Raw genomic sequence first — 24,744 nt, 5'->3', positions numbered from 1 at the left:
GCGCCGTACCGCGTGTACGCACCGCGCCACCACGCTCGCACGGGCACGGTACTCAGGCCTGCCCGCGCGGCACAGCCCCTGCCGGGCCGACCTCGTCGCGGCGTACGCGAGGTCACCCCGTTTGTCCACAGGACACGCCCACACGTTATCCACAGCGGTTGACACCTTACGGCGCCAGTCCCACCATGGAATCGCACGAACCGAACGATCGGTCGGGAGCCAGCTCCGGACAGAGCCCAGGTCGAGGGGGACCGCATGGCGACAGCAGCCGCGCACCAGGCGTACGGCACCGCGGAGGACACCGCCGACAGCGGTGCGTACGAGCGCGCCTTCGACGCGGCCGTGGCCGCCGACGAGCGCATCGAGCCGCGCGACTGGATGCCCGACGCCTATCGCGCGACGCTGGTCCGGCAGATGGCCCAGCACGCCCACTCCGAGATCATCGGCATGCAGCCGGAGGCCAACTGGATCACCCGCGCGCCCTCCCTGCGCCGCAAGGCGATCCTGATGGCCAAGGTCCAGGACGAGGCCGGACACGGGCTCTATCTGTACAGCGCGGCCGAGACCCTCGGCACCAGCCGCGACGAGCTGCTCGACAAGCTCCACTCCGGCCGCCAGAAGTACTCCTCGATCTTCAACTACCCGACGCTGACCTGGGCGGACGTCGGCGCGATCGGCTGGCTGGTGGACGGCGCCGCGATCACCAACCAGGTCCCGCTGTGTCGCTGCTCCTACGGCCCGTACGCGCGCGCGATGGTCCGCATCTGCAAGGAGGAGTCCTTCCACCAGCGCCAGGGGTACGAGCTGCTGCTGGCCCTCGGCCGCGGCACCCCCGAGCAGCGGGCGATGGCGCAGGACGCGGTGAACCGCTGGTGGTGGCCGTCCCTGATGATGTTCGGTCCGCCCGACGACGAGTCGGCGCACTCCGCACAGTCGATGACGTGGAAGATCAAGCGGCATTCGAACGACGAGCTGCGCCAGCGCTTCGTCGACATCTGCGTCCCGCAGGCCGAGTCACTGGGCCTCACCCTCCCCGACCCGGACCTGAGGTGGAACGAGGAGCGGGGCCACTACGACTTCGGCCCGATCGACTGGACGGAGTTCAAGGAAGTCCTCAAGGGCAACGGCCCGTGCAACGAGCAGCGGATCACCCAGCGCAGGCGCGCACACGAAGAAGGCGCGTGGGTACGGGAGTCGGCCGCGGCCTACGCGGCCAAGCACACCAGCAGCACCGGTGGGACGAGCAAGCCCGGCGAGACAGGAGCGAAGCGAGCATGACGAACACCGACTGGCCCCTGTGGGAGGTCTTCGTGCGCTCGCGCCGCGGCCTCTCGCACACCCACGCCGGCAGCCTGCACGCGCCGGACGCGGAGTTCGCCCTGCGCAACGCCCGCGACCTGTACACCCGCCGCGGTGAGGGCGTCTCGATCTGGGTCGTCCCGTCGTCCGCGATCACCGCGTCCTCCCCGGACGAGAAGGACCCGTTCTTCGAGCCGGCCGCCGACAAGCCGTACCGGCATCCGACGTTCTACGAGATCCCGGAGGGGGTGAAGCACCTGTGACGACGACAGTCCCCGCGACCGCCGCCCTCGCCCTCGGCGACGACGCCCTGGTGCTCTCGCACCGCCTCGGCGAATGGGCGGGCCATGCCCCCGTCCTGGAGGAGGAGGTCGCCCTCGCCAACATCGCGCTGGACCTGCTCGGTCAGGCCCGCGTGCTGCTGTCGACAGTGGGCGACGAGGACGAGCTGGCGTATCTGCGCGAGGAGCGCGCCTTCCGCAACCTCCAGCTGGTGGAACAGCCGAACGGCGACTTCGCCCACACCATCGCCCGCCAGCTCTACTTCTCCACCTACCAGCACCTGCTGTACGCCGAACTGGCCGCCACGGACGGCCCGTTCGCCGGCCTCGCCGCAAAGGCCGTCAAGGAGGTCGCCTACCACCGCGACCACGCCGAACAGTGGACCCTGCGGCTCGGCGACGGCACACAGACCGGCCACGAACGCATGCAGCGCGCGTGCACGGCCCTGTGGCGGTTCACCGGCGAGATGTTCCAGCCGGTGGACGGCCTGGACGTCGACCCGGCCGGGTTGGAGACGGCCTGGCTGGAGTCCGTCCGGGCCGTGCTGCACCGCGCGACCCTGACGGTCCCCGAGGGACCGCGCGCCGGGGCGTGGACGGCCGGCGCGGGCCGTCAGGGCGTGCACACCGAGTCCTTCGGCCGGATGCTCGCCGAGATGCAGCACCTGCACCGCAGCCACCCGGGGGCGTCATGGTGACGACGACCACCGCCCTGGAGTCCGAACTCCTCGAGATCGCCGGTTCGGTGCCCGACCCCGAACTGCCCGTGCTCACCCTCCAGGAGCTCGGCGTCCTGCGCGCGGTGCATGTGCGCGGCGCGGACGCGGTCGAGGTCGAGCTGACGCCCACCTACACGGGCTGCCCGGCCATCGAGGCGATGTCCCTGGACATAGAGCGAGTGCTGCAGGCGCACGGCATGCGGGACGTCACCGTCCGCACGGTGCTGCGGCCCGCCTGGTCGACGGACGACATCACGGCCGAAGGGCGGCGCAAACTGCGGGAGTTCGGGATAGCTCCCCCGCGTGTGCGCGAGGTTTCCGGTCCCGTCCCCGTGTCGCTGGGCCCCACCCGCACGCTGGAGCCGGTGCACTGCCCGCACTGCGGCAGCGCCGACACCGAACTGCTCAGCCGCTTCTCCTCCACCGCCTGCAAGGCGCTGCGGCGCTGTCTGGCCTGCCGTGAACCCTTCGACCACTTCAAGGAGCTGTGATGGCCCGCTTCCACACGCTCCGGGTGGCGGCGGTCGACCGGCTCACCGACGACTCCGTGGCCCTCACCCTCGCCGTGCCCCGGGAGCTGCGCGAGGAGTACCGGCACGCCCCGGGGCAGCACCTCGCCCTGCGACGCCTGGTCGACGGGGAGGAGATCCGGCGCACGTACTCCATCTGCTCCCCGGCACCGGCACCCGACGCCGAGGGCCCGCGCACCCTGCGGGTCGGCGTGCGCCTGGTCGAGGGCGGAGCCTTCTCGACGTTTGCGCTCAAGGAGATCGGCATCGGCGACGAGCTGGAGGTGATGACCCCGGCCGGCCGCTTCACCCTCGACCCCGCGCCCGGCCTGTACGCGGCGATCGTCGGCGGCAGTGGCATCACGCCGGTGCTGTCGATCGTCTCGACGCTGCTGGCGCGCGAGCCGGAAGCCCGGTTCTGTCTGATACGCAGCGACCGTACGGCCGCCTCGACGATGTTCCTGGACGAGGTCGCCGATCTGAAGGACCGGTATCCGGGGCGGCTGCAGTTGGTGACGGTGCTGTCCCGGGAGGAACAGCAGGCAGGGCTGCCGTCCGGGCGGCTCGACCAGGACCGGCTGACCGGGCTGCTGCCGGCGCTGCTGCCGGTGGAGCAGGTGGCGGGATGGTTCCTGTGCGGGCCGTTCGGGCTGGTCCAAGGCGCCGAGCGGGCCCTGCGCGGGCTCGGTGTCACGCGCACGCGTATCCACGAGGAGATCTTCCACGTGGATGCCGCCGCCCCCGTACCCGCCGCGACGGCCCCCGCGCACAGCACGGTCACCGCCCGGCTCGACGGCCGCGGCGGGACCTGGCCCGTCCAGGACGGCGAGTCCCTGCTGGAGACGGTCCTGCGCAACCGGCCCGACGCGCCCTACGCCTGCAAGGGCGGGGTGTGCGGCACATGCCGGGCCTTCCTGGTCACCGGCGAGGTGCGCATGGACCGCAACTTCGCGCTGGAGCCGGAGGAGACGGAGGCGGGATATGTGCTGGCGTGCCAGTCGCATCCGGTGACGGAGAAGGTGGAGCTGGACTTCGACCGCTGAACCCACGGCCAGGGTTCCGGAGTCGGCGCACCGTTCCCTTCTTCTAGAACCTGTTCTATCTTGACTGTCCGTCAGATCAGCGGACTCTCCGGAGGGACAGGACCGTGGACTTCACCTTCACCGAGGAGCAGCAGGCGGCGGCCGAGGCGGCGCGGGGGGTGTTCGCCGGGGTCGAGCCGGACGCGGTGCCCAGCCCCTCACTCGTCCCCGGCCCCGTCGCCGACGACTTCGACCGCGCACTGTGGACCAGGCTCGCCGAAGCGGACCTGCTGAGCCTGCTGCTCGGCACGGAGTACGGCGGGGCGGGCCTGGACGCCATCGCCCTCTGCCTGGTGCTGCGTGAGTCGGCCAGGGTACTGGCGCGCGTTCCGCTGCTGGAGACCAGCGCGGCCGCAGCAGCCGTACAGGCATACGGCGGCGAGGAGTTGAAGGCGGCGCTGCTCGCCCGCGCGGGGCGGGGCGAGGCCGTGCTGACCGTCGCCGCGAACGGCCGCAGCGGCCACGACCCGGCCGAACTCGCCGTGACCGCACGGCAGGAGGGCGACCAGTGGGTCCTGGACGGGATGCAGACCGCCGTGCCGTGGGCTCACACCGCCGACTTCGTCGTCGTACCCGCCCATACGACCGCCGACCGCACCCTCCTCGCCGTGATCCCCCGCATCCACCCGGGCGTCGAACTCGGCGAGCAGGTCTCCACCACCGGCGAGCGGCTCGGCGAACTGCGTCTGCAGTCCGCACGGATCCCGGAGCGTGACGTCATCGACGCCGACGGCGCCTGGGGGTGGCTGCGCGAACTGCTGACCACCGGGACCTGCGCCCTGGCCCTCGGCCTCGGCGAACGGGTCCTCACGATGACCAGCGAATACACCGGCAAACGGGAGCAGTTCGGACACCCCGTCGCCACGTTCCAGGCCGTCGCGGTGCAGGCCGCCGACCGGTACATCGACCTGCGCGCGATGGAGGCCACGCTGTGGCAGGCCGCGTGGCGGATCGCCTCCGGGGCACCCGGCGTCCTGCCCGCCTCCGGTGACGTCGCCGTCGCCAAGATCTGGGCTTCGGAGGGCGTACGGCGGGTCGTGCAGACGGCACAGCATCTGCACGGCGGGTTCGGGGCGGACGTCGAGTACCCGCTGCACCGCTACCACGCCTGGGCCAAGCACCTGGAGCTGCAGCTCGGCCCGCCGGCGGCGCACGAGGAGGTCCTAGGCGACCTGCTGGCGGCCCACCCGCTGGGCTGACCGCCCCGGCCGCCGCGAGCTACAGGACGAACCCGGGCTGCCCCTCGTCCGTCACGACCGGGCGGCCCACGGCCGCCCACACCTGCATGCCGCCGTCGACGTTCACGGCGTCGATGCCCTGCTGCACGAGGTACATCGCGACCTGCGCCGAGCGGCCGCCCGAACGGCAGATCACGTTGACCCGGCCGTCCTGCGGCGCGGCCTCGGTCAGCTCGCCGTACCGGGCGACGAAATCACTGATGGGAATGTGCAGGGCCCCTTCGGCGTGACCCGCCTGCCACTCGTCGTCCTCGCGGACGTCCAGCAGGAAGTCGCCGTCCTTGAGGTCCGAGACCTCGACCGTGGGCACACCAGCTCCGAAATGCATGCCCAAGACGCTACCCGACGCGGCCGGGCACGGAACCGGCCGCCCGAGCGGCGGGGCTACCCCAGCAGCTCGGCCAGCTCCGCCTCGCGCTGGGACACATCGGCCAGGAGCTTCTCGGCGATCTCCTCCAGGAGCCGGTCGGGATCGTCCGGCGCCAGCCGCAGCATCGCGCCGATCGCGCTCTCCTCCAGCTCCTTCGCGACCAGCGAGAGCAGTTCCTTGCGCTGGGCGAGCCATTCGAGGCGGGCGTAGAGCTCCTCGCTGCGGCTCGGACCGCGCTCCTGGGGCGCCGGGCCCTTGGCCCACTCCTCGGCCAGCTCGCGCAGCAGAAGCTCGTCGCCCCGGGCGTAGGCGGCGTTGACGCGGGTGATGAACTCCTCGCGCCGGGCTCGCTCGGTGTCGTCCTGGGCCAGGTCGGGATGGGCCTTGCGGGCCAGCTCGCGATAAAGCTTGCGGGCCTCGTCGCTGGGGCGCACCCGCTGCGGGGGCCGCACGGGCTGGTCCGTGAGCATCGCCACGGCCTCCGGGAAGAGCCCCTCCCCGTCCATCCAGCCGTGGAACAACTCCTCGACGCCGGGCATCGGCAGCACCCGGGCCCTGGCCTCGTCCGCTTTGCGCCGGTCCTCGGGGTCGCCGGTGCGGGCGGCCCGGGCCTCGGCGATCTGCGCGTCCAGTTCGTCGAGGCGGGCGTACATAGGGCCGAGCTTCTGATGGTGCAGCCGGGAGAAGTTCTCGACCTCCACGCGGAAGGTCTCGACAGCGATCTCGTACTCGATCAGCGCCTGCTCGGCGGCCCGCACGGCCCGCTCCAGCCGCTCCTCGGGACGCGGCGCACCGTCCTCGGGCGTCGCCTGCGCCTCGCCGGCGGCACCGCCAGCCTGCTCATGCTCAGCTTCCGGGCTCGTCACCCGACCCAGCGTAGGCCACTGCGAGGGTGGCCACCGCGGCGCAAGGTCATCGCTTCGGGGCCCCTCCCCCCTCCCTCCCCCTCCGCCCCCCCTGCGAGCACGCCATTCAACGGCCGCCACCCGCAGACACACCTCTCACAAGCCCCTCACACCCCCATCTCCGCAGCGATCCGCCCCGCCCGCACCGCCGCCACCAGATCGGCGTGGTCGGCCTCCGTGCGGTCGGCATAGGCGACACCGAAGTCGGCGATCGCCTCGTCCAGTTCCTCGCTCTTGCCGCAGTACCCGGCGACCAGCCGCGGGTCGGCGCTGTGGGAGTGCGCGCGGGCCAGGAGCGCCCCGGTCATGCGCCCGTAGTCGTCTATCTGGTCGGCGGCCAGCGCCGCCGGGTCGACGCTGCCCTTGCGGTTGCGGAACTGCCGTACCTGGAAGGGCCGTCCCTCCACCGTCGTCCACCCCAGCAGGATGTCGCTGACGACCTGCATGCGCTTCTGCCCGAGAACCACTCGGCGGCCCTCGTGCTCCACCTCCGGCGCCTCGAAGCCCGCGGTCACCAGGTGCGGCACCAGCGTCGAGGGGCGGGCCTCCTTCACCTGGAGGACGAGCGGCTGCCCCCGGTGGTCCAGGAGCAGCACGACGTACGACCGTGTGCCGACGCTGCCCGTGCCGACGACCCGGAAGGCGACGTCGTGCACCGCATGCCGGGCCAGCAGCGGGAGCCGGTCCTCGGAGAGCGTCGTCACGTACTGCTCAAGGGCCGCCGCCACCGCCGCGGCCTCCGCGTCCGGCACCCGCCGCAGCACCGGCAGCGCCTCCACGAAACGCCGCCCGCCGTCCTCGACCTGCTCGGTCGACTTCGCCGCGAAGCGCCCGCTGGTATTGGCCCGCGCCTTCTCGGAGACCCGCTCCAGCGTGCCGAGCAGGTCGTGGGCGTCGGTGTGGGAGACGAGTTCCTCGTCCGCGATGGCGTTCCACGCGTCCAGCACCGGCAGCTTGGCGAGCAGTCGCACGGTGCGGCGGTAGGCGCCGGTCGCGTCGTAGGCCGCCTTGCGGCACTGGTCCTCGTCGGCGCCGGCCTCCCGGCCGGCGAGCACGAGCGAGGCGGCGAGCCGCTTGAGGTCCCACTCCCAGGGGCCGTGGACGGTCTCGTCGAAGTCGTTGAGGTCGATGACCAGGTCACCGCGCGCATCGCCGTACAGGCCGAAGTTGGCGGCATGCGCGTCGCCGCAGATCTGCGCGCGGATCCGGGTCATGGGGGTGCGCGCCAGGTCGTACGCCATGAGGCCGGCGGAGCCGCGCAGGAAGGCGAAGGGCGTGGCCGCCATCCGGCCCGCGCGTATCGGGGTGAGCTCGGCGATCCGGCCGCGGTGGGACTCCTCGACCGCGTCGGCCGCGTGCGGGCGGGAGCCGTCGAGGTCGAGCGCGGAGTGCGCACTGCGCGGCACCCGCTTGCGCAGCGCCTTGCCCTCGTCCTTGGGCGACCCCTCCGCGGGCCACTCGGCGAAGCCCCGCACGCGCGGAAGCCGCCGCATGCCCGACCCCGCCGCTGCCTCTCCGATTCCGGTCACACCAACCGCCTCCCCCGCATACCCACGAACATCAACTCGTGCAGACCGTACAGCCGGTGGCCGACGCGCGTCAGACCCTGTGGACAACTCCGCACCTGTGGAAAACACCGCCCGGGACCGGCTCGGCGGGCCATGTGATTGTCCTCACCGGGTAACGCGCCTCACACCACCCCGGACAACGCGAAAGCCCCAGGTCAAAGACCTGGGGCTTTCGGCTGGTGCGCGAGGGGGGAGTTGAACCCCCACGCCCTTGCGGGCACTGGAACCTGAATCCAGCGCGTCTGCCTATTCCGCCACCCGCGCATTGGGTGTGTCCTCCGGCTTGGGCCCTTTGGGCTGGCGCCTTCCGACACCCAGAACATTAGCACGCGGGCAGGGGTGGGTTCACATCCCTTATCCCTGGGCAGCCGCCCACCAGCACGGACGTGTCGTCCGGTCGTCGACCCGCCGCCCCACGCTCCGTCCCGCCACGCGACCTGCGAACCAACGGCACGCGAACGACCCGCCCGCGAAGCCCTCCGCTCCGTATCAACACGTACCGGTTCACGTATCAACCTCGTACCGGTACTGCCCGTCTCCCCCGGAGCCGGGCAGGGTCCACAGTCAGGTGCGGGACACTGGTCTGCGGCCACCTCTACGATCCTGGGCAGAAGGAGTGCGTGGGAGGAGTTCGAAGGGCAGCTTCGGAGGGAACCTCCGGAGGGAACTTCGTCGGGCGTCGACACCCGTCGACCGGGCCGACAGGGGGAACCAGCTGATTCACCCGCGCGTGGATACGATCAGTAAGCAGTACCAGGCAAGGCAGCGCCCGCCAGCCGGGACACTGGACGGAAGCGACATCGGAGGAGGTGCCTCATGGGAGTCCTGAAGAAGTTCGAGCAGCGTCTCGAAGGTCTGGTCAACGGCACCTTTGCCAAGGTGTTCAAGTCCGAGGTCCAGCCTGTGGAGATCGCCGGAGCGCTCCAGCGTGAGTGCGACAACAACGCGACCATCTGGAACCGCGACCGGACGGTCGTGCCCAACGACTTCATCGTGGAGCTGAGCACCCCGGACTTCGAGCGGCTCAGCCCCTACTCCGGCCAGCTCGGTGACGAGCTCGCCGGCATGGTGCGCGACTACGCCAAGCAGCAGCGCTACACGTTCATGGGACCCATCAAGGTCCACCTGGAGAAGGCGGACGACCTCGACACCGGCCTGTACCGGGTGCGCAGCCGTACGCTCGCCTCCTCCAGCAGCCAGCAGGCTCCCGCACCCGCCGCTCCGCCGGCCGGGTCCGCGGGCCGCCCCGGCGGAGGGTACGGCTACCCGCCGGCCGCCGCACCCGCGGGCGCCCCGCCGATGCCTGCCGCGCCGCCGCCCGGCGCGCGCCCCGGCGCCGCGCCCTACGGCCAGCGTCCCGGCGCGGGCGGCCCGGTCGGCGCACCGCAGCCCGGCTCCCGCACCCGCCACTGGATCGAGATCAACGGCACCCGCCATCAGATCTCCCGCCCGACGCTGGTGCTGGGCCGCAGCACCGAAGCCGACGTGCGGATCGACGACCCCGGCGTCTCCCGCCGGCACTGTGAGATCCGGACCGGAACGCCCTCGACGATCCAGGATCTCGGGTCCACCAACGGCATCGTGGTGGACGGGCAGCACACCACCCGCGCTACGCTCCGCGACGGCTCGCGGATCGTCGTGGGCAGCACCACCATCATTTACCGGCAAGCCGAAGGGTGAAGCGGGGGCAATGTCAGAGCTGACCCTCACGGTCATGCGGCTGGGTTTCCTGGCCGTACTGTGGCTGTTCGTGATCGTGGCCGTGCAGGTCATCCGCAGCGACCTGTTCGGTACGCGCGTCACCCAGCGCGGCTCCAGGCGCGAGGCCGCACGGCCCCAGCAGGCCGCCCGCCAGCAGGCCGCGCCCCCGCAGCAGCGTCAGCAGGCTGCCGGCGGCCGCCAGCGCCGCAACGCCCCCACCAAACTCGTCGTGTCCGAGGGCACCCTCACCGGCACGACCGTCGCGCTCCAGGGCCAGACCATCACTCTGGGCCGGGCGCACGACAGCACGATCGTGCTGGACGACGACTACGCCTCCAGCCGCCATGCCAGGATCTACCCGGACCGCGACGGCCAGTGGATCGTCGAGGACCTGGGCTCCACCAACGGCACATACCTCGACCGGAGCCGGCTGACGACCCCCACGCCGATTCCGCTGGGCGCGCCGATCCGCATCGGCAAGACAGTCATCGAGCTGCGGAAGTAGTACGACAATGAGCGAGCGGAGCGAGCACGCAGCGGCGGCCCCCACCACGGGCTCCGGCGCGCTCCCGACCGGAGGGTGGGCACCGTGCGGATGTACCCGGAGCCGACGGGCGAGGTGCGCATGAGTCTGTCACTGCGCTTTGCCGCCGGATCGCACAAAGGCATGATCCGCGAGGGCAACGAGGACTCCGGATACGCCGGTCCGCGCCTGCTCGCGATCGCCGACGGCATGGGCGGCGCCGCCGCCGGCGAGGTCGCCTCCTCCGAGGCCATCTCCACCATCGTCGCCCTCGACGACGACGTGCCGGGCTCCGACATCCTCACCTCCCTCGGCACCGCCGTACAGCGCGCCAACGACCAGCTGCGCTCCATGGTCGAGGAGGACCCCCAGCTCGAGGGCATGGGCACCACGCTCACCGCCCTCCTGTGGACCGGCCAGCGACTCGGCCTCGTCCACGTCGGCGACTCACGCGCCTACCTGCTCCGCGACGGAGTCCTCACCCAGATCACCCAGGACCACACCTGGGTGCAGCGCCTCGTCGACGAGGGCCGCATCACCGAGGAAGAGGCCACCACCCACCCCCAACGCTCCCTGCTGATGCGGGCGCTCGGCAGCGGCGAACACGTCGAGCCGGACCTCTCCATCCGTGAGGTCCGCGCCGGCGACCGCTATCTGATCTGCTCCGACGGACTGTCCGGCGTCGTCTCCCACCAGACCCTCGAGGAGACCCTCGCCAGCTACCAGGGCCCCCAGGAGACCGTGCAGGAGCTGATCCAGCTCGCGCTGCGCGGCGGCGGCCCCGACAACATCACCGTCATCGTCGCCGACGTACTGGACCTGGACACCGGGGACACCCTCGCCGGGCAGCTCTCCGACACCCCGGTCGTGGTCGGCGCTGTCGCCGAGAACCAGAACCACCTGCACGACCCCGGCTTCATGGAGACCCCGGCAGGCCGCGCCTCCGGCCTCGGCCGCCAGGGTCACGGAGGCGGCGGCGAGTTCGGCCCGCCCGGCTCCGGCGACACCACCGGCTACATCCCCGCGGGCAGCTTCGGCGACTACACCGACGACGACTTCGTCAAACCCCGCAAGGGCCGCAAGTGGGCGAAGAGATCCTTCTACCTCGTGCTCGCCCTCGCCGTCGTCGGCGGCGGCCTGTACGGCGGCTGGCGCTGGACGCAGACCCAGTACTACGTCGGCACCAAGGACGAGCACGTCGCGCTGTACCGGGGCATCAGCCAGGACCTGGCCTGGGTCTCCCTCTCCAAGGTGGAGAGGGACCACCCCGAGATCGAACTCAAGTACCTGCCTCCGTACCAGCAGAAGCAGGTCAAGGCCACGATCGCCGAGGGCAGCCTGACCGGCGCCCAGTCGAAGATCAACGACCTTTCGGTGCAGGCCTCCGCATGCAAGAAGGAGTCCGAGCGTCAGGCGGCCGAGAGCAAGAACAACTCGAAGACCGGCACGGGCCAGGCGGGCGGCACCACGGGAACCACCAAGACCTCCCTCACGTCCAAGGCATCACCGAGCCCCTCGACCTCACCGACCCCGTCCACATCAGCGACCGCACCCACCCCCAGCCCCGGCCCCACCCTCTCGGAGGATGAGCAGAAGGTCGTCTCGCTGTGCGGTAAGCAGTAGGCAAGCCGTGAGAGGCCCTGTCACACGATGAGCAGTACTACCAACACACCGACGCACCATACGTCCACGATCGGCGCGATCGGCGCACCGAGCCGGCGGAACACCGAGCTCGCGCTGCTGCTGTTCGCCGTCGTCATCCCGGTCTTCGCCTACGCCAACGTGGGCCTGGCCATCGACGACAAGGTGCCGGCCGGGCTGCTGAGCTACGGCCTCGGACTCGGCCTCCTGGCGGGCGTCGGCCATCTCGCCGTACGGAAGTTCGCCCCGTACGCCGATCCGCTGCTGCTTCCCCTGGCCACGCTGCTCAACGGACTCGGGCTCGTCGTCATCTGGCGCCTCGACCAGTCCAAGCTGCTGCAGTCGCTGCCCAACTACTTCACGGCCGCGCCCCGCCAGCTGCTGTACACCGCCCTGGGCATCGCCCTGTTCGTCGTCGTGCTGATCTTCCTCAAGGACCACCGCGTCCTGCAGCGCTACACCTACATCTCCATGTTCGGCGCGCTGGTCCTGCTCGTCCTGCCGCTGGTGCCCGGTCTCGGCGCCAACATCTACGGCGCGAAGATCTGGATCCGCGTCCCGGGCCTCGGCTCCCTGCAGCCCGGTGAGTTCGCGAAGATCGCCCTCGCCGTCTTCTTCGCCGGCTACCTGATGGTCAAGCGCGACGCCCTGGCGCTCGCGAGCCGCCGCTTCATGGGCCTGTACCTGCCGCGCGGCCGCGACCTGGGACCCATCCTCGTCGTCTGGCTGATGTCGATCCTCATCCTGGTCTTCGAGACCGACCTCGGTACCTCGCTGCTGTTCTTCGGAATGTTCGTCATCATGCTGTACGTCGCCACCGAGCGGACCAGCTGGATCGTCTTCGGTCTGCTGATGTCCGCGGCCGGCGCGGTCGGCGTGGCCAGCTTCGAACCGCACGTCCAGCAGCGCGTCCAGGCCTGGCTCAACCCGTTGAAGGAGTACAAACTCAGCCAGCAGGGGGTGGCCGGTCACTCCGAGCAGTCGATGCAGGCGCTGTGGGCCTTCGGCTCCGGCGGCACCCTCGGCACCGGCCTCGGCCAGGGCCACTCCGACCTGATCCGCTTCGCCGCCAACTCCGACTTCATCCTCGCCACCTTCGGCGAGGAACTCGGCCTGGCCGGCGTCATGGCGGTCCTGCTCATCTACGGCCTGATCGTGGAGCGCGGCGTACGCACCGCCCTCGCCGCCCGCGACCCGTTCGGCAAGCTCCTCGCCGTCGGCCTGTCCGGCGCCTTCGCCCTCCAGGTCTTCGTCGTCGCGGGCGGTGTCATGGGCCTCATCCCGCTGACCGGTATGACGATGCCGTTCGTGGCGTACGGCGGCTCCTCCGTACTGGCCAACTGGGCCCTGATCGGCATCCTGATCAGGATCAGCGACACCGCCCGCCGCCCGGCGCCCGCGCCCGCCGGCAACCCCGACGCCGAGATGACCCAGGTGGTCCGCCCGTCATGAACAAGCCCCTGCGCCGGATCGCGATCTTCTGCGGCCTGCTCGTCCTCGCCCTGCTCGTCCGCGACAACTGGCTCCAGTACGTCAAGGCCGACAGCCTCAAGGACGACAAGCTGAACCGCCGTGTCACCATCGCCCGCTACTCCACCCCGCGCGGCGACATCGTGGTCGACGGCGAACCCATCACCGGGTCCACCACGACCAGCACCAGCGGCCTCAACGACCTGAAGTACAAGCGCACCTACAAGAACGGTCCCATGTGGGCGCCGGTCACCGGGTTCGCCTCGCAGGCCTTCGGCGCCACCCAGCTGGAGAGCATCGACGACGGCATCCTCTCCGGCACCGACGACCGGCTCTTCTTCCGCAACACCCTCGACATGATCACGGGCAAGGAGAAGGCGGGCGGCAACGTCGTCACCACTCTCAACGCCGCCGCGCAGAAGGCCGCTTACAACGGTCTGAAGTCCCAGGGCGGCAAGGGCGCCGTCGCCGCGCTCGACCCGTCCACCGGCAAGATCCTGGCGCTGGCCTCCTACCCGTCGTACGACCCCTCGTCGTTCGCCGGGAACTCCACGTCGACGGACTCCAAGAACTGGCTCGCGCTGCAGAAGAAGAACAACAAGGCCGACCCGATGCTCAACCGGGCGCTGCGCGAGACCTACCCGCCGGGCTCCACCTTCAAGGTGGTCACGGCCGCGGCCGCGCTGGAGAACGGGCTGTACAACTCCGCCGACCAGGCCACCGACTCGCCGCTGCCCTACATCATGAAGGGCACCACGACGGAGCTGAAGAACGAGGGCAACATCCCCTGCAAGAACGCGACGATGCGGATCGCGCTGCGGTACTCCTGCAACACCGTTTTCGGCAAGATCGGCTCGGACCTCGGCAACGACAAGATGCTCGCCGAGGCGAAGAAGTTCGGTTTTGACGCCGAGCAGTTCACGCCGGTCCGCTCCAGCGCATCGGTGTTCTCCGAGAACATGAACCCCTCGCAGACCGCGCTGTCCTCGATCGGCCAGTACAACACCGCAGCGACCCCGCTGCAGATGGCCATGGTCGCCTCCGCGGTCGCCAACAACGGCAAGCTGATGAAGCCGTACATGGTCGACAAGCTGCAGTCGTCCAACCTGGACACCATCGCGCAGACCGACCCGCAGGAGCTCAGCCAGCCCCTGTCGGCGAAGAACGCGCAGATCCTGCAGTCGATGATGGAGACGGTCGTCAAGGAGGGCACCGGCACCAAGGCCCAGATCGGCGGCGGTGTCACCGTCGGCGGCAAGACCGGTACCGCCCAGCACGGCGTGGAGAACAGCGAGAACCCGTACGCCTGGTTCATCTCCTACGCCAAGCTCCCCGACGACAGCTCACCGGTCGCCGTGGCCGTGGTCATCGAGGACGACAACGCCAACCGTGACGACATCTCCGGCGGCGGCCTCGCGGCCCCGATCGCGAAGAGCGTGATGGAGGCGGTCATCAACTCCAAGAAGTGACCCCGCTCACGTCCCCTTCACAACGGTGCACGTTGCGATACCGGTCCTGTATCGGGTGACGCACTTAGCCAGGTCACACAAAGCTAGCCGGGTACGGTAGGCCCGGACGGCAGCCTCCGGCCGCACGCACGTGTGAGTCGGGACCGACGGAGAGGGCTGGTAGGAGCTATGGAAGAGCCGCGTCGCCTCGGCGGCCGGTACGAACTGGGCCAGGTGCTCGGTCGTGGTGGCATGGCGGAGGTCTACCTCGCGCATGACACCCGCCTCGGGCGCCAGGTGGCGGTGAAGACACTGCGCGCGGACCTCGCACGCGACCCTTCCTTCCAGGCCCGGTTCCGCCGGGAGGCCCAGTCGGCCGCCTCGCTCAACCATCCCGCGATCGTCGCGGTCTACGACACGGGCGAGGACTACATCGACGGGGTCTCGATCCCGTACATCGTGATGGAGTACGTGGACGGCTCCACGCTCCGCGAACTCCTCCACTCCGGCCGCAAGCTCCTGCCCGAGCGCGCGATGGAGATGACCATCGGCATCCTCCAGGGTCTGGAGTACGCCCACCGCAGCGGCATCGTCCACCGCGACATCAAGCCGGCCAACGTCATGCTGACGCGCAACGGCCAGGTCAAGGTCATGGACTTCGGCATCGCCCGCGCCATGGGCGACTCCGGCATGACGATGACGCAGACGGCCGCCGTCATCGGCACCGCGCAGTACCTGTCACCGGAGCAGGCGAAGGGCGAGCAGGTCGACGCCCGGTCCGACCTCTATTCGACCGGCTGCCTGCTCTACGAGCTCCTGACCGTACGACCCCCGTTCGTGGGGGACTCCCCGGTCGCCGTCGCGTACCAGCACGTACGTGAGGAAGCCCAGCCCCCCTCCGTCTTCGACCCCGAGATCACGCCCGAGATGGACGCCATCGTCCTGAGGGCCCTGGTCAAGGACCCGAACTACCGCTACCAGTCCGCCGACGAGATGCGCGCCGACATCGAGGCCTGCCTCGACGGCCAGCCCGTCGCGGCCACGGCGGCCATGGGCTCGGTCGGCTACGGCGGCTACCCCGACGACCAGCCGACCACGGCCCTGCGCGCCACGGACGCCGGCGCCACGTCGATGCTGCCCCCGATGAACCCGGACGACGGCGGCTACGGCTACGACGACCGCTCCCGCCGCCGCCAGAAGAAGTCCAACACGTCGACGATCCTGCTGGTCGTGGCGGGGATTCTGGTGCTGGTGGGCGCGATCCTGATCGGGAAGTACGCGTTCAGCGGGAACGGCGGCGTCGGCAACGACAAGGTGGATGTACCCAACCTGGTCAGTCTGAAGGAGAGCGACGCCAAGAGTCAGCTGGACAACATCGGCCTCAAGGTCGGGACGATCAAGAGGCAGCCCTGCGAGGCCCAGAGCAAGGGCAATGTCTGTGACCAAGACCCGGGCAAGGGCGCCAGCCTCAAGAAGGGGGAGGCGGTCAACCTCGTGGTGTCGACGGGCGCTCCGAAGGTGCTTGTTCCGGATGTCACGCGCCTGCAGTTCGACCAGGCGAAGACCCAGCTCGAGAACAAGGGCTTCCATGTCGATCAGAAGCCCCAGGAGTCCGACCAGACCCCTGGCCTCGTCCTCTCCCAGGACCCGAGGGGCGGCTCGGAGAAGGAGAAGGGCTCCACCATCACCCTCACCATCGCCAAGGCCCCCGAGACCGTCGCTGTGCCCGACGTCACCGGCAAGAGCTGCGACGACGCCAAGTCCGCACTGCAGGCCGTCGGCCTCAACGGCAACTGCGTCAACGCACCCACCACCGACGACAACCAGGTCAACAAGGCCATCTCGACCAACCCGTCGATCGGCACCCCGGTCAAGAAGAACACCGCGGTGCAGATCAACATCGGCCAGAAGCAGAACAACCAGGTCCAGGTGCCGAACAACATCCAGGGCCAGAGGCTGAAGGACGTCAAGAACGCCCTTCAGCAGGCGGGTCTCCAGGTCGGCAACATCAACGGCTCCCAGGACGACAACGCCATCGTCGTCGCCTCGGACCCGCCCCCGGGCAGCACGGTCAACCAGGGCACACCGGTCAACCTGCAGACCATCGGCGGGAACGGCAACAACGGCGGAAACGACGGCGGCACCAACTTCCTCGGCGGCACGAACGGCTGACCCACCGGACCCCGATTTATGGGCCCCTGCCGGGCTTCCCGGCAGGGGCTCGTCTGTCTGCCGCCCGAGCAGGGGACGGGCCCCGTGCAACGTTTGTTCTTGTGTCGATCGTGTCTTCATTTGTACCGACTCGTTGATCGGATGAGGTGGGGTCTCAGAACTCCGCCCAGGCCGCACGGCCACACCACAGGCGGAAGGGCAGAACGTGATCAACGAAACGGTGCTACTGGAATCGAAGTCCCTGCGGGACAGCGTGTTGGAACGCACGGGCGTACTCGACCGAGTCAAGGCGCTGTCGCTGTTGCCGGATGGCATGCATGTGACGACGGCGATGGTGGCAACAACTCCCTCGACGACCGCATCGACCAGCGCATCACCCACATCCTCGGCAAGACCGTCGTGCCGATGTTCAACGCCCTGATCGAAGCATCGGGCGAGCATCGGAAGGAACTGATCGCCCTTCGGGCGGGAGTCCAGCGCATCGAACGACGGCTGCACCAACACCATGCACGGCTGCAGCGTCTCGAAGAAGTACGGGACGACCGCCGCGCCATCGGGGTCATGGCCGCCATGGACGCCATGAACGGCCGCGCCTTCGAGCGCCACATCGCCACACTGCTGACCCGCGACGGATGCACCGACGTCCTAGTGCAGGGCGGACAGGGAGGAGACCGGGGAGTCGACATCATCGGGCTCACGGCCGACGGGCGGCGCCTCGTCGTCCAGTGCAAGAGGTTCGCGCCCTACCTCAGCATCACCAGCCCCGACATCCAGAAGTTCGTCGGATCGGCCAAGGTTCTGTTCAGCGCGGAGGTGGCCCTTTACGTGGCCACATGCCCCTTCACTCGTGAGGCTCTGAGTATCGCCGCCGAAGCTGGCATTACCGCCGTACACCGTGGAGTGCTGGAGGAGTGGGCTGCGAGTGAGCCGCTGAAGATCCTGGAGTAGGCGCCGCCTGATCGACAGAGGCCATGCCAGGTGACTGAGCTCCTTGCGGGAGCTCAGTCAGCGCAGTTCCTTCGGCGGCGTCCTCTCACTGTCCACCTTCTCCACCCGCACCAACTCCCCCCACACCACATACCGATACCGGCTCGTGTACACCGGCGTGCAAGTCGTCAGCGTGATGTAGTGCCCGGCCTTCTTCTTCCCCGACTCCTTCGGGATCTGGGAGATGACCTTCACGTTGAACTTCGAGGTCTCGTCGAGGACGTCGTACACCTTGTAGATGTACCACTTGTCCCTCGTCTCGAAGACGATCGAGTCGCCGACCTTCAGCTTGTCGATGTTGTGGAACTTCGCGCCATGGCCGTCCCGGTGGGCGGCCAGCGTGAAGTTGCCCTTCTTGCCCGTGGTCGGCAGGGTCGCCTTGACCGGGTCCGTGTAGTAGCCGGCCACGCCGTCGTTGAGGACCTCCGTCGACGTGCCCTTCTCCACCAGGACCTCGCCGTTCTTCATGGCGGGGACGTGCAGGAAGCCGATGCCGTTCTTGGTGTCCAACGCGCCGGGGCCCGTGTCCCGGCCCTCGTGGGCCCATGTGTCGCGGACCTTGTCGGCCTGCTTGTCCGCCGCGCGGTCGGCTATGACGTTCGTCCACCAGAGCGAGTAGACGACGAACAGGCCCAGCACCAGGCCCGCCGTGATGAGGAGTTCACCGAAGACGCTCACCGCCGCCGCGATACGGCCCATGCCGCGGCGGCGGCCGGGTGGCGCCGCGGGCGCGTCCATGTCCTCTTGAGTGTCGTCGGTGGTCGCTGCCACGTTCATCTGCCCCTACTCGACGAGCGCATCCGGCTTGCCCTTGCTGCGCGGCCGTTCCTCGACCATCTTGCCCCAGACGATCAACCGGTACTTGCTGGTGAACTCCGGAGTACAGGTCGTCAGCGTGATGTACCGGCCCGGCTTGGTGAAACCCGACTGGGGCGGCACGGGACCGATCACGCTCGTATTGCTCGGTGACGTCACCGGCAGCGTCGACGTCACCTTGTAGACGAAGTACTTGTCCTGCGTCTCGACGACGACCTCGTCGCCCTTCTTCAGCTTGTTGATGTACCGGAAAGGCTCGCCGTGCGTGTTGCGGTGGCCCGCGAGCGCGAAGTTGCCGGTCTTGGCGTCGGGCATCGCCGTCTTCAGCCTGCCCTCGCTGTAGTGGCCGACCATGCCCTTGTCCAGCACCTGCTTGTTGCTGACGCCCTGGGCTATCGGCACGACCACGTCCAGCTCGGGGATGTGGAGGATCGCGAAGCCCTGGCCCGGCTCGAACTCGCCCGGAGCGCGCTTGCCGCTCGCCCAGTCGTTCTGCAGGGTGCTGGTCTCCTTGTCCGCCGAGGCATGTGCCCGGACGTTCGTCCACCACAGCTGGTAGGTGACGAACAGCAGCATCAGCACGCCGGTGGTGATGAACACCTCACCGATCGCCCGGCTCGCGACGACGCCCGGACTGGGCTTGCGTGCGCGCGCCTGCCGACGGGCCTCCACACGCGAAAGCGGAGCCTGGGAAGCATCGGCGGACGTCTCCTCGGCGCCTTCCGCGGCCTCCGAAGCCGTACGAGCGCCCCCATGGCGTCCATGACGGCGCTTGGCGGCCTTCCTACGGGCCGCTCGGCCGCCCGGAGGGGTTCCTGTGGCAGACGTGGCTGTTGAGGCGTCAGAGGGCGATATGGAACCGCCCGACGGGGGTTCCGGTATCCGCAGAGCCACCGTCTCGTCGTCGATGGGCGGGAGATACGGCTCGGGCTCCTCCACCGGCGGCGCTACGTACGGCGCCTCCGCCGGCAGCGCATACGGCTCCTCCGCAGCCGCCGCATACCCCCCGTGCTGCCCCTGCTGCCCCGCCGGAGCGCCGTTCCAGTCATCGAACCCACCGGAGGCCTCGAATGCACCTGCCGCCTCGAACGAACCGGACGCCTCGTACCCCTCGTACGAGGCGTACCCCTCGTACGGCTCCTGACCGTACGAGGCGGCGGACTCGCGCTCGGGGCGCAGCGCGGTCACGCCGTGGCCCTGCCCACCACCGGGGCGAGCCCCGCAGACCTCGCCACGGCCCCCTGGTCGCCGCACTCCACCAGCCAGTTGGCCAGCATCCGGTGACCATGCTCGGTCAGTACCGACTCCGGGTGGAACTGCACACCCTCGACCGGGAGTTCACGGTGCCTGAGGCCCATGATGATCCCGTCGTGCGTACGCGCGGTCACCTCCAGCTCGGCCGGCACCGTCTCCGGCTCCGCGGCCAGCGAGTGGTAGCGCGTCGCCGTGAACGGCGAGGGCAGCCCGGCGAACACACCCCTGCCCTCGTGCTCGACCAGCGAGGTCTTGCCGTGCAGCAACTCGGGTGCACGGTCCACCACACCGCCGTACGCCACCTGCATCGACTGCATGCCCAGGCAGACACCGAACACCGGGACACCGGTCGCCGCGCAGTGCCGCACCATCTCGATACAGACGCCCGCCTCCTCCGGCGTACCCGGACCCGGCGACAGCAGCACACCGTCGAACCCGTCCTGGGCATGCGCCGTCGACACCTCGTCGTTGCGCAGCACCTCGCACTCGGCGCCCAGCTGGTACAGGTACTGCACCAGGTTGAAGACGAAGCTGTCGTAGTTGTCGACGACGAGAATCCGCGCACTCACTGGTTGTCCACCGTCACATCGTTGAAGGGCAGCAGCGGCTCGGCCCACGGGAAGACGTACTGGAACAGGACATAGACCACGGCCAGGACCAGCAGGAGTGAGATCAGCGCCTTCACCCACGCGTTTCCCGGCAGATGCCGCCAGATCCAGCCGTACATGCCGTCCCTTCCGTTCCACCACGGCACCAGACTCACGCCGTACCCGCACCAGACTAACGGCGCAGCGCCTCTGGTTTCCCGGCCTCCACAGGCTGTGTGGAATCCAGGTGCGCCCACACGATCAGCCGATGGCTGTGCCCCCACTCCGGATCGCACGTGGTGAGCGTCAGATAGCGGCCCTCACGCGTATACCCCGACTTACGTGGGACAGGATCGATCACCTCAACGTCCGTCGGCACAGTTTTGTAGGGCCCTTTGTCGATCCGATACGTGAACCAGGTGGTCCCGTCCGTCAGCACCACCGCGTCACCCGGCCTCAGCTCGGGGAAGTCCACGAACGGATCTCCGTACGTCCGCCGGTGCCCCGCGACCGCGAAGTTGCCCTCCTGCCCCAGCTGCGCGGTGTTCGCGTAGTGACCGAGCCCCTTCTTCAGCGTGCCCACGGCGGTGTCCTCGAGCACGGGCTTGTTCCACGTGAAACCAAGCCGCGGAATGTACATGATCGCGAAGGGCTTGCCCGCGACATACGGTGCCGGCCTCCTGGGGCCGGTCGAACCGCCGGCCCCGGCGCTCACCCTGGGATGCGCCGTCTGCTTCGCCCACTGCTCGTGCAGCACATCGATCTGATGGCTCATCGCACCATCCGCCCGCACGCCGGTCCAGAACAGCACATAGACGACGAAGAGGACGATCAGGCTGCCCACGGTGATACAGAGTTCACTGACGGTCCTGACGACGACGCGCACCGGCAGCTCCCGAAACGGCTCAGTTCACTCCACGGGCTGGGCGTAGTGCAGATCCACTGTGCCCGAGTAGCCAGGCAGAGTCACCGTCCCGTCATGGGTCACTTTCCAGCCGAGGCCATACACATTCACGTAGACCATGTAGTTCTGGATCGCCGTGGAATCCGACAGCGCCTTGTTCAGCTTGTCGGGGTCCCCGATCGCCGTGATCTTGTACGGCGGTGAGTAGACGCGCCCCTGAAGGATCAACGTGTTGCCCACGCAGCGCACGGCACTGGTGGAGATCAGCCGCTGGTCCATCACCTTGATCCCCTTGGCGCCGCCCTGCCACAGCGCGTTCACCACGGCCTGCAGATCCTGCTGGTGGATGACCAGGTAGTCGGGCTGCGGCTCGGGATAGCCGGGCAGCTTGGCGGTGGCGTCCGGCGGGGCGTCGTTGAGTGTGACGGTGATCGCCTCGCCCTTCAGCTTCTGCGTGCCCGCACCCTTCTCCAGGCCCGCGAGCTTCTCGTCCTGCGCCTTGGTGCTGCCGTCGTCACGCTCGGCGAGGGACTCGACCTCCCGGCGCAGGGAGCCGTTGGACTCGTCCAGTTCGCCGTTCTTACGGCTGCGCTCCTGGATGAGGTCGGAAAGCTTCAGCAAGGACGTGTCCGTACGGATATTGGTGCCCTTGGCCGTGTTGAAACTGGTGAAGAAAATGAGCCCCGCGAGGGCGAAGACGGCCACCGTGAGCACCCGCACCGGCCTGAAACGGCGGCCGCGGGCAGGACTGGATCCGTCCTGGGGGGAGTCGGCAGAATTGCTCAACGTACCCTTATCTCCTTCGGCGCCGCGGAACCACTACGCTAACGGACGCCCGGGGGAGCGCTAAGAGTCCCCTTGTACGCTGCTCCGGAGCCAGCCACAGTTCCCTGCGCGGCCACGCAGCGCATCGACAGGAGAGACCCTCGTGCCGAAGTCACGTATCCGCAAGAAGGCCGACTACACGCCGCCGCCGGCGAAGCAGGCGACCAGCATCAAGCTGACCAGCCGCGCCTGGGTCGCACCCGTCATGCTGGCCATGTTCCTCATCGGCCTGGCCTGGATCGTCGTCTTCTACGTGACCGACGGTTCGCTGCCCATCGATGCGCTGGACAACTGGAACATCGTGGTGGGCTTCGGCTTCATCGCCGCCGGATTCGGCGTCTCCACTCAGTGGAAGTAACAGTCGAAGCCACGACCACGGGCCGGTGAACTCAGCTCTGCCCAGGACTATCCGCTGAGTTATCCACAGCCGGTTTCCACACGCTGGGGAAAAGAACGACCATCCAACGACCGTCTGTGGATAACCCAACGAATGTTGACGCCGGTGTGACTGGCACACCGGCAACCGCAAGCCTGTTCGCCCCCTTCCTGACCTGCGGAAACACCGGTCAGTGACAGGGGGCACAGCTGTTCCTGCACACTATGCACAAGATTGGCCACGCGCTGTGGACAAGCGGGCACATCAGGTGAGCTGAGCCGTCCTGAGCAGGGTGAGGACCACCACGACGACCAGGACCAGGGCGCAGGTGCCGTACTGGACGAGGGCGCGGTGTTCACGTGGAGCGTGGACCATGGCGTAGCCGGTGATGACGCCGGCGACGAGGCCGCCGATGTGGGCCTGCCAGGCGATGTTGCTCCAGCCGAAGGTGAAGATCAGGTTGATCACCAGCAGGGCGATGATCGGCCGCATGTCGTAGTTGAGGCGGCGCATGAGGACGGCGGTGGCGCCGAAGAGGCCGAAGATGGCGCCGGAGGCTCCGAGGGAGGCTTCTGACGGTGCGGCCAGCAGATAAGTGAGGGCACTGCCGGCCAGGCCCGAGACGAAGTAGAGGGAGAGGTAGCGGGCGCGTCCGAGGGCGGCTTCGAGGGGGCCGCCGAGCCACCAGAGGCTGAGCATGTTGAAGCCGATGTGCCAGGGCTCCTGGTGCGTGAACATTGCGGTCACCAGGCGGTACCACTCGCCGTCGGCGACTCCCTGGGTGGCTTTGAAGGGTGCCGGGGGCCATTCGCCGATGAGGACGAGGTGGTCCAGGAGCGAGGTCTGTACGTGGACGGCGATGAACACCGCCACGTTGATCCCGATGAGGATTTTGGTGAGCAGGCGGGGGTCGGCGGCGACGGTGCCGCCGGCGATGGTCCGGGGCCGGGCCGCGGCCGGGCTGTGTCCGGTGCCGGAGTCGCCGCGGGCGCATTCGGGGCACTGGAAGCCGACGGAGGCGTTGACCATGCACTCGGGGCAGATGGGGCGTTCGCAGCGGGTGCAGCGGATGCCGGTCTCGCGGTCGGGGTGGCGGTAGCAGCCGGGCAGGCTCTGGGCGTGCCGGGGTCCCTGGTCGTCCGGGCCCTGTGGGCTGCCTGGCGCCTGGTCCATGAGATCCCCTAGGTCGTCGTTCGGGTGCCGTGCACAAATGCACCGCCCCGCCCATCTTTACGGATGAGCGGGGCGTTTGGTTCCTGCTGTGCGGGGACTCGACCTTGCGGGTGGGGTCCTCGTGGGTCTCAGCCCTCGCGGGTCTCGACGACGACGGACTCGATGACGACGTCGTTGACCGGGCGGTCGGTGCGGGGGTTGGTCTGGGTGGTGGCGATGGCGTCGATCACCTTCTGGCTGGCCGCGTCGGTGACCTCGCCGAAGATGGTGTGCTTGCGGTTCAGCCACGTCGTGGGGGAGACGGTGATGAAGAACTGCGAGCCGTTGGTGCCCGGACCGGCGTTGGCCATGGCCAGCAGGTAGGGCTTGTTGAAGGAGAGGTCGGGGTGGAATTCGTCCTCGAACTGGTAGCCGGGACCACCGGTGCCGTTGCCCAGGGGGTCTCCGCCCTGGATCATGAATCCGCTGATCACCCGGTGGAAGACCGTGCCGTCGTAGAGCTTGTCCGTGGTCTTCTGGCCCGTCTCCGGGTTGACCCACTCACGCTCGCCCGTGGCGAGCTCGACAAAGTTCCGGACCGTCTTGGGCGCGTGGTTCGGCAGGAGCCGGACTTCGATGTCGCCGTTGTTGGTCTTCAGGGTGGCGTAAAGCTGCTCAGCCACGATCTGCCTTCCGTTGTCTTCCTGTGACCCCCTGATCCTCGCACGGTCTGGGTCGTGCGTCGCCCGGCGCCCGTCTGTGGGTGCTCGGCGGGGGATGTTGCCTGCAGAAAACCGGTCGAGTGTGTCCGGGCCGGGAGCGCTCGACGGCGATCCGTGGCATTGTCGACGACAAGCGCCTGTTGCCCCGTATTCATCCTCTATTGGACTCGATCGACTCTTGATCAGCTCTTGATC

At 69.0% G+C, this 24,744-nt stretch carries 25 protein-coding genes and 1 tRNA gene; 14 read left to right on the top strand and 12 right to left on the bottom strand.

What is annotated here, in order from left to right:
• Nucleotides 1–255 precede the first annotated feature (255 nt).
• From paaA to ACWDAG_RS15880, 6 genes are all read left to right on the top strand, one after another.
• The gene (gene paaA / locus ACWDAG_RS15905) at nucleotides 256–1,278 is read left to right on the top strand and encodes a 1,2-phenylacetyl-CoA epoxidase subunit PaaA (protein ID WP_450696164.1); all 1,023 of its coding nucleotides are present in this window, start codon (nucleotides 256–258) and stop codon (nucleotides 1,276–1,278) included.
• Nucleotides 1,275–1,562, top strand: a complete 288-nt coding sequence (gene paaB / locus ACWDAG_RS15900; protein ID WP_057606276.1) for a 1,2-phenylacetyl-CoA epoxidase subunit PaaB — start codon at nucleotides 1,275–1,277, stop codon at nucleotides 1,560–1,562. Before paaA ends, paaB begins: the two co-directional genes overlap by 4 nt.
• Nucleotides 1,559–2,278, top strand: a complete 720-nt coding sequence (gene paaC / locus ACWDAG_RS15895; RefSeq protein WP_450696163.1) for a 1,2-phenylacetyl-CoA epoxidase subunit PaaC — start codon at nucleotides 1,559–1,561, stop codon at nucleotides 2,276–2,278. Before paaB ends, paaC begins: the two co-directional genes overlap by 4 nt.
• Nucleotides 2,275–2,790, top strand: coding sequence for a 1,2-phenylacetyl-CoA epoxidase subunit PaaD (paaD, locus tag ACWDAG_RS15890; RefSeq protein ID WP_450696332.1), 516 nt, complete (start codon nucleotides 2,275–2,277; stop codon nucleotides 2,788–2,790). Before paaC ends, paaD begins: the two co-directional genes overlap by 4 nt.
• A complete protein-coding gene (locus ACWDAG_RS15885; RefSeq protein WP_450696162.1) occupies nucleotides 2,790–3,851 on the top strand; it encodes a 2Fe-2S iron-sulfur cluster-binding protein in 1,062 nt (353 codons plus the stop codon). Before paaD ends, ACWDAG_RS15885 begins: the two co-directional genes overlap by 1 nt.
• Before the next feature lie 104 nt (nucleotides 3,852–3,955).
• A complete protein-coding gene (locus tag ACWDAG_RS15880) occupies nucleotides 3,956–5,089 on the top strand; it encodes an acyl-CoA dehydrogenase family protein (RefSeq protein WP_450696161.1) in 1,134 nt (377 codons plus the stop codon).
• A 19-nt stretch (nucleotides 5,090–5,108) separates the two neighbouring features.
• Here ACWDAG_RS15880 and ACWDAG_RS15875 read toward each other — a convergent pair whose 3' ends face one another.
• From ACWDAG_RS15875 to ACWDAG_RS15860, 4 genes are all read right to left on the bottom strand, one after another.
• The gene (locus tag ACWDAG_RS15875; RefSeq protein ID WP_450696331.1) at nucleotides 5,109–5,438 is read right to left on the bottom strand and encodes a rhodanese-like domain-containing protein; all 330 of its coding nucleotides are present in this window, start codon (nucleotides 5,436–5,438) and stop codon (nucleotides 5,109–5,111) included.
• A gap of 74 nt (nucleotides 5,439–5,512) precedes the next feature.
• Entirely contained in the window at nucleotides 5,513–6,364 is an 852-nt protein-coding gene (locus ACWDAG_RS15870) for a J domain-containing protein (RefSeq protein ID WP_450696160.1), read from the bottom strand.
• A 146-nt stretch (nucleotides 6,365–6,510) separates the two neighbouring features.
• Entirely contained in the window at nucleotides 6,511–7,896 is a 1,386-nt protein-coding gene (locus ACWDAG_RS15865) for a DUF2252 domain-containing protein (protein WP_450696330.1), read from the bottom strand.
• 252 nt (nucleotides 7,897–8,148) lie between these two features.
• Nucleotides 8,149–8,235 (bottom strand) — tRNA-Leu (locus ACWDAG_RS15860).
• A gap of 552 nt (nucleotides 8,236–8,787) precedes the next feature.
• Here ACWDAG_RS15860 and ACWDAG_RS15855 point away from each other — a divergent pair.
• The 7 genes from ACWDAG_RS15855 (at nucleotide 8,788) to ACWDAG_RS15825 (ending at nucleotide 17,874) form a co-directional block, all read left to right on the top strand.
• A complete protein-coding gene (locus ACWDAG_RS15855; RefSeq protein WP_450696159.1) occupies nucleotides 8,788–9,651 on the top strand; it encodes an FhaA domain-containing protein in 864 nt (287 codons plus the stop codon).
• A 10-nt stretch (nucleotides 9,652–9,661) separates the two neighbouring features.
• Entirely contained in the window at nucleotides 9,662–10,177 is a 516-nt protein-coding gene (locus ACWDAG_RS15850; RefSeq protein ID WP_450696158.1) for an FHA domain-containing protein FhaB/FipA, read from the top strand.
• Nucleotides 10,178–10,267: 90 nt separating this feature from the next.
• Nucleotides 10,268–11,818 (top strand): Stp1/IreP family PP2C-type Ser/Thr phosphatase, encoded by a 1,551-nt coding sequence (locus ACWDAG_RS15845; protein ID WP_450696329.1) that lies wholly within the window; start codon nucleotides 10,268–10,270, stop codon nucleotides 11,816–11,818.
• Between the two features lie 27 nt (nucleotides 11,819–11,845).
• On the top strand, nucleotides 11,846–13,288 hold the full coding sequence (locus ACWDAG_RS15840) for an FtsW/RodA/SpoVE family cell cycle protein (RefSeq protein ID WP_450696157.1): 1,443 nt from the start codon (nucleotides 11,846–11,848) through the stop codon (nucleotides 13,286–13,288).
• Nucleotides 13,285–14,775: a penicillin-binding transpeptidase domain-containing protein gene (locus ACWDAG_RS15835; protein WP_450696156.1), complete on the top strand. Its 1,491-nt coding sequence runs from the start codon at nucleotides 13,285–13,287 to the stop codon at nucleotides 14,773–14,775. The genes ACWDAG_RS15840 and ACWDAG_RS15835 overlap by 4 nt, the downstream gene beginning before the upstream one ends.
• A gap of 168 nt (nucleotides 14,776–14,943) precedes the next feature.
• A complete protein-coding gene (pknB, locus tag ACWDAG_RS15830; protein ID WP_450696155.1) occupies nucleotides 14,944–16,926 on the top strand; it encodes a Stk1 family PASTA domain-containing Ser/Thr kinase in 1,983 nt (660 codons plus the stop codon).
• A gap of 405 nt (nucleotides 16,927–17,331) precedes the next feature.
• Nucleotides 17,332–17,874: a restriction endonuclease gene (locus tag ACWDAG_RS15825; RefSeq protein ID WP_450696154.1), complete on the top strand. Its 543-nt coding sequence runs from the start codon at nucleotides 17,332–17,334 to the stop codon at nucleotides 17,872–17,874.
• Between the two features lie 57 nt (nucleotides 17,875–17,931).
• On the opposite strand, the gene ACWDAG_RS15820 is transcribed toward ACWDAG_RS15825, so the two are convergent.
• Genes ACWDAG_RS15820 through ACWDAG_RS15795 form a run of 6 tightly spaced genes read right to left on the bottom strand, consistent with a single transcriptional unit; the run spans nucleotide 17,932 to nucleotide 22,260 of the window.
• Complete coding sequence (locus tag ACWDAG_RS15820) at nucleotides 17,932–18,690, bottom strand: class E sortase (RefSeq protein ID WP_450696153.1); 759 nt, start codon at nucleotides 18,688–18,690, stop codon at nucleotides 17,932–17,934.
• A 6-nt stretch (nucleotides 18,691–18,696) separates the two neighbouring features.
• Nucleotides 18,697–19,917 (bottom strand): class E sortase, encoded by a 1,221-nt coding sequence (locus ACWDAG_RS15815; protein ID WP_450696152.1) that lies wholly within the window; start codon nucleotides 19,915–19,917, stop codon nucleotides 18,697–18,699.
• A complete protein-coding gene (locus ACWDAG_RS15810) occupies nucleotides 19,914–20,552 on the bottom strand; it encodes an aminodeoxychorismate/anthranilate synthase component II (RefSeq protein ID WP_030939022.1) in 639 nt (212 codons plus the stop codon). The genes ACWDAG_RS15815 and ACWDAG_RS15810 overlap by 4 nt, the downstream gene beginning before the upstream one ends.
• On the bottom strand, nucleotides 20,549–20,746 hold the full coding sequence (locus ACWDAG_RS15805) for a hypothetical protein (RefSeq protein ID WP_390669280.1): 198 nt from the start codon (nucleotides 20,744–20,746) through the stop codon (nucleotides 20,549–20,551). The genes ACWDAG_RS15810 and ACWDAG_RS15805 overlap by 4 nt, the downstream gene beginning before the upstream one ends.
• Nucleotides 20,747–20,763: 17 nt before the next feature.
• The gene (locus ACWDAG_RS15800; RefSeq protein ID WP_450696151.1) at nucleotides 20,764–21,456 is read right to left on the bottom strand and encodes a class E sortase; all 693 of its coding nucleotides are present in this window, start codon (nucleotides 21,454–21,456) and stop codon (nucleotides 20,764–20,766) included.
• 24 nt (nucleotides 21,457–21,480) lie between these two features.
• Nucleotides 21,481–22,260 (bottom strand): DUF881 domain-containing protein, encoded by a 780-nt coding sequence (locus ACWDAG_RS15795; RefSeq protein ID WP_450696150.1) that lies wholly within the window; start codon nucleotides 22,258–22,260, stop codon nucleotides 21,481–21,483.
• Nucleotides 22,261–22,402: 142 nt separating this feature from the next.
• Here ACWDAG_RS15795 and crgA point away from each other — a divergent pair, with 142 nt between their 5' ends.
• A complete protein-coding gene (gene crgA / locus ACWDAG_RS15790) occupies nucleotides 22,403–22,657 on the top strand; it encodes a cell division protein CrgA (RefSeq protein ID WP_450696149.1) in 255 nt (84 codons plus the stop codon).
• A 282-nt stretch (nucleotides 22,658–22,939) separates the two neighbouring features.
• Here the strand turns inward: crgA and ACWDAG_RS15785 are convergent, their stop codons facing one another.
• Together ACWDAG_RS15785 and ACWDAG_RS15780 are read right to left on the bottom strand one after the other, a co-directional pair.
• A complete protein-coding gene (locus ACWDAG_RS15785) occupies nucleotides 22,940–23,848 on the bottom strand; it encodes a rhomboid family intramembrane serine protease (protein ID WP_450696148.1) in 909 nt (302 codons plus the stop codon).
• Nucleotides 23,849–23,976: 128 nt separating this feature from the next.
• The gene (locus ACWDAG_RS15780; RefSeq protein WP_030939002.1) at nucleotides 23,977–24,510 is read right to left on the bottom strand and encodes a peptidylprolyl isomerase; all 534 of its coding nucleotides are present in this window, start codon (nucleotides 24,508–24,510) and stop codon (nucleotides 23,977–23,979) included.
• Nucleotides 24,511–24,744 lie beyond the last annotated feature (234 nt).

Source organism: Streptomyces sp. NPDC001157 (assembly GCF_053598255.1).
This window is presented reverse-complemented; position numbering and strand designations above follow the sequence as displayed.

Excerpts from the sequence above, each read along its gene's own strand:
- ACWDAG_RS15845 (WP_450696329.1), top strand. The coding sequence starts at position 10,268 with ATGTACCCGGAGCCGACGGGCGAGGTGCGCATGAGTCTGTCACTGCGC.
- ACWDAG_RS15835 (WP_450696156.1), top strand. The coding sequence starts at position 13,285 with ATGAACAAGCCCCTGCGCCGGATCGCGATCTTCTGCGGCCTGCTCGTC.
- paaA (WP_450696164.1), top strand. The coding sequence starts at position 256 with ATGGCGACAGCAGCCGCGCACCAGGCGTACGGCACCGCGGAGGACACC.
- ACWDAG_RS15820 (WP_450696153.1), bottom strand. The coding sequence starts at position 18,690 with ATGAACGTGGCAGCGACCACCGACGACACTCAAGAGGACATGGACGCG.
- ACWDAG_RS15865 (WP_450696330.1), bottom strand. The coding sequence starts at position 7,896 with ATGCGGCGGCTTCCGCGCGTGCGGGGCTTCGCCGAGTGGCCCGCGGAG.
- ACWDAG_RS15825 (WP_450696154.1), top strand. The coding sequence starts at position 17,332 with ATGTTCAACGCCCTGATCGAAGCATCGGGCGAGCATCGGAAGGAACTG.
- pknB (WP_450696155.1), top strand. The coding sequence starts at position 14,944 with ATGGAAGAGCCGCGTCGCCTCGGCGGCCGGTACGAACTGGGCCAGGTG.
- ACWDAG_RS15855 (WP_450696159.1), top strand. The coding sequence starts at position 8,788 with ATGGGAGTCCTGAAGAAGTTCGAGCAGCGTCTCGAAGGTCTGGTCAAC.
- ACWDAG_RS15885 (WP_450696162.1), top strand. The coding sequence starts at position 2,790 with ATGGCCCGCTTCCACACGCTCCGGGTGGCGGCGGTCGACCGGCTCACC.
- paaB (WP_057606276.1), top strand. The coding sequence starts at position 1,275 with ATGACGAACACCGACTGGCCCCTGTGGGAGGTCTTCGTGCGCTCGCGC.
- ACWDAG_RS15785 (WP_450696148.1), bottom strand. The coding sequence starts at position 23,848 with ATGGACCAGGCGCCAGGCAGCCCACAGGGCCCGGACGACCAGGGACCC.
- ACWDAG_RS15840 (WP_450696157.1), top strand. The coding sequence starts at position 11,846 with ATGAGCAGTACTACCAACACACCGACGCACCATACGTCCACGATCGGC.
- ACWDAG_RS15850 (WP_450696158.1), top strand. The coding sequence starts at position 9,662 with ATGTCAGAGCTGACCCTCACGGTCATGCGGCTGGGTTTCCTGGCCGTA.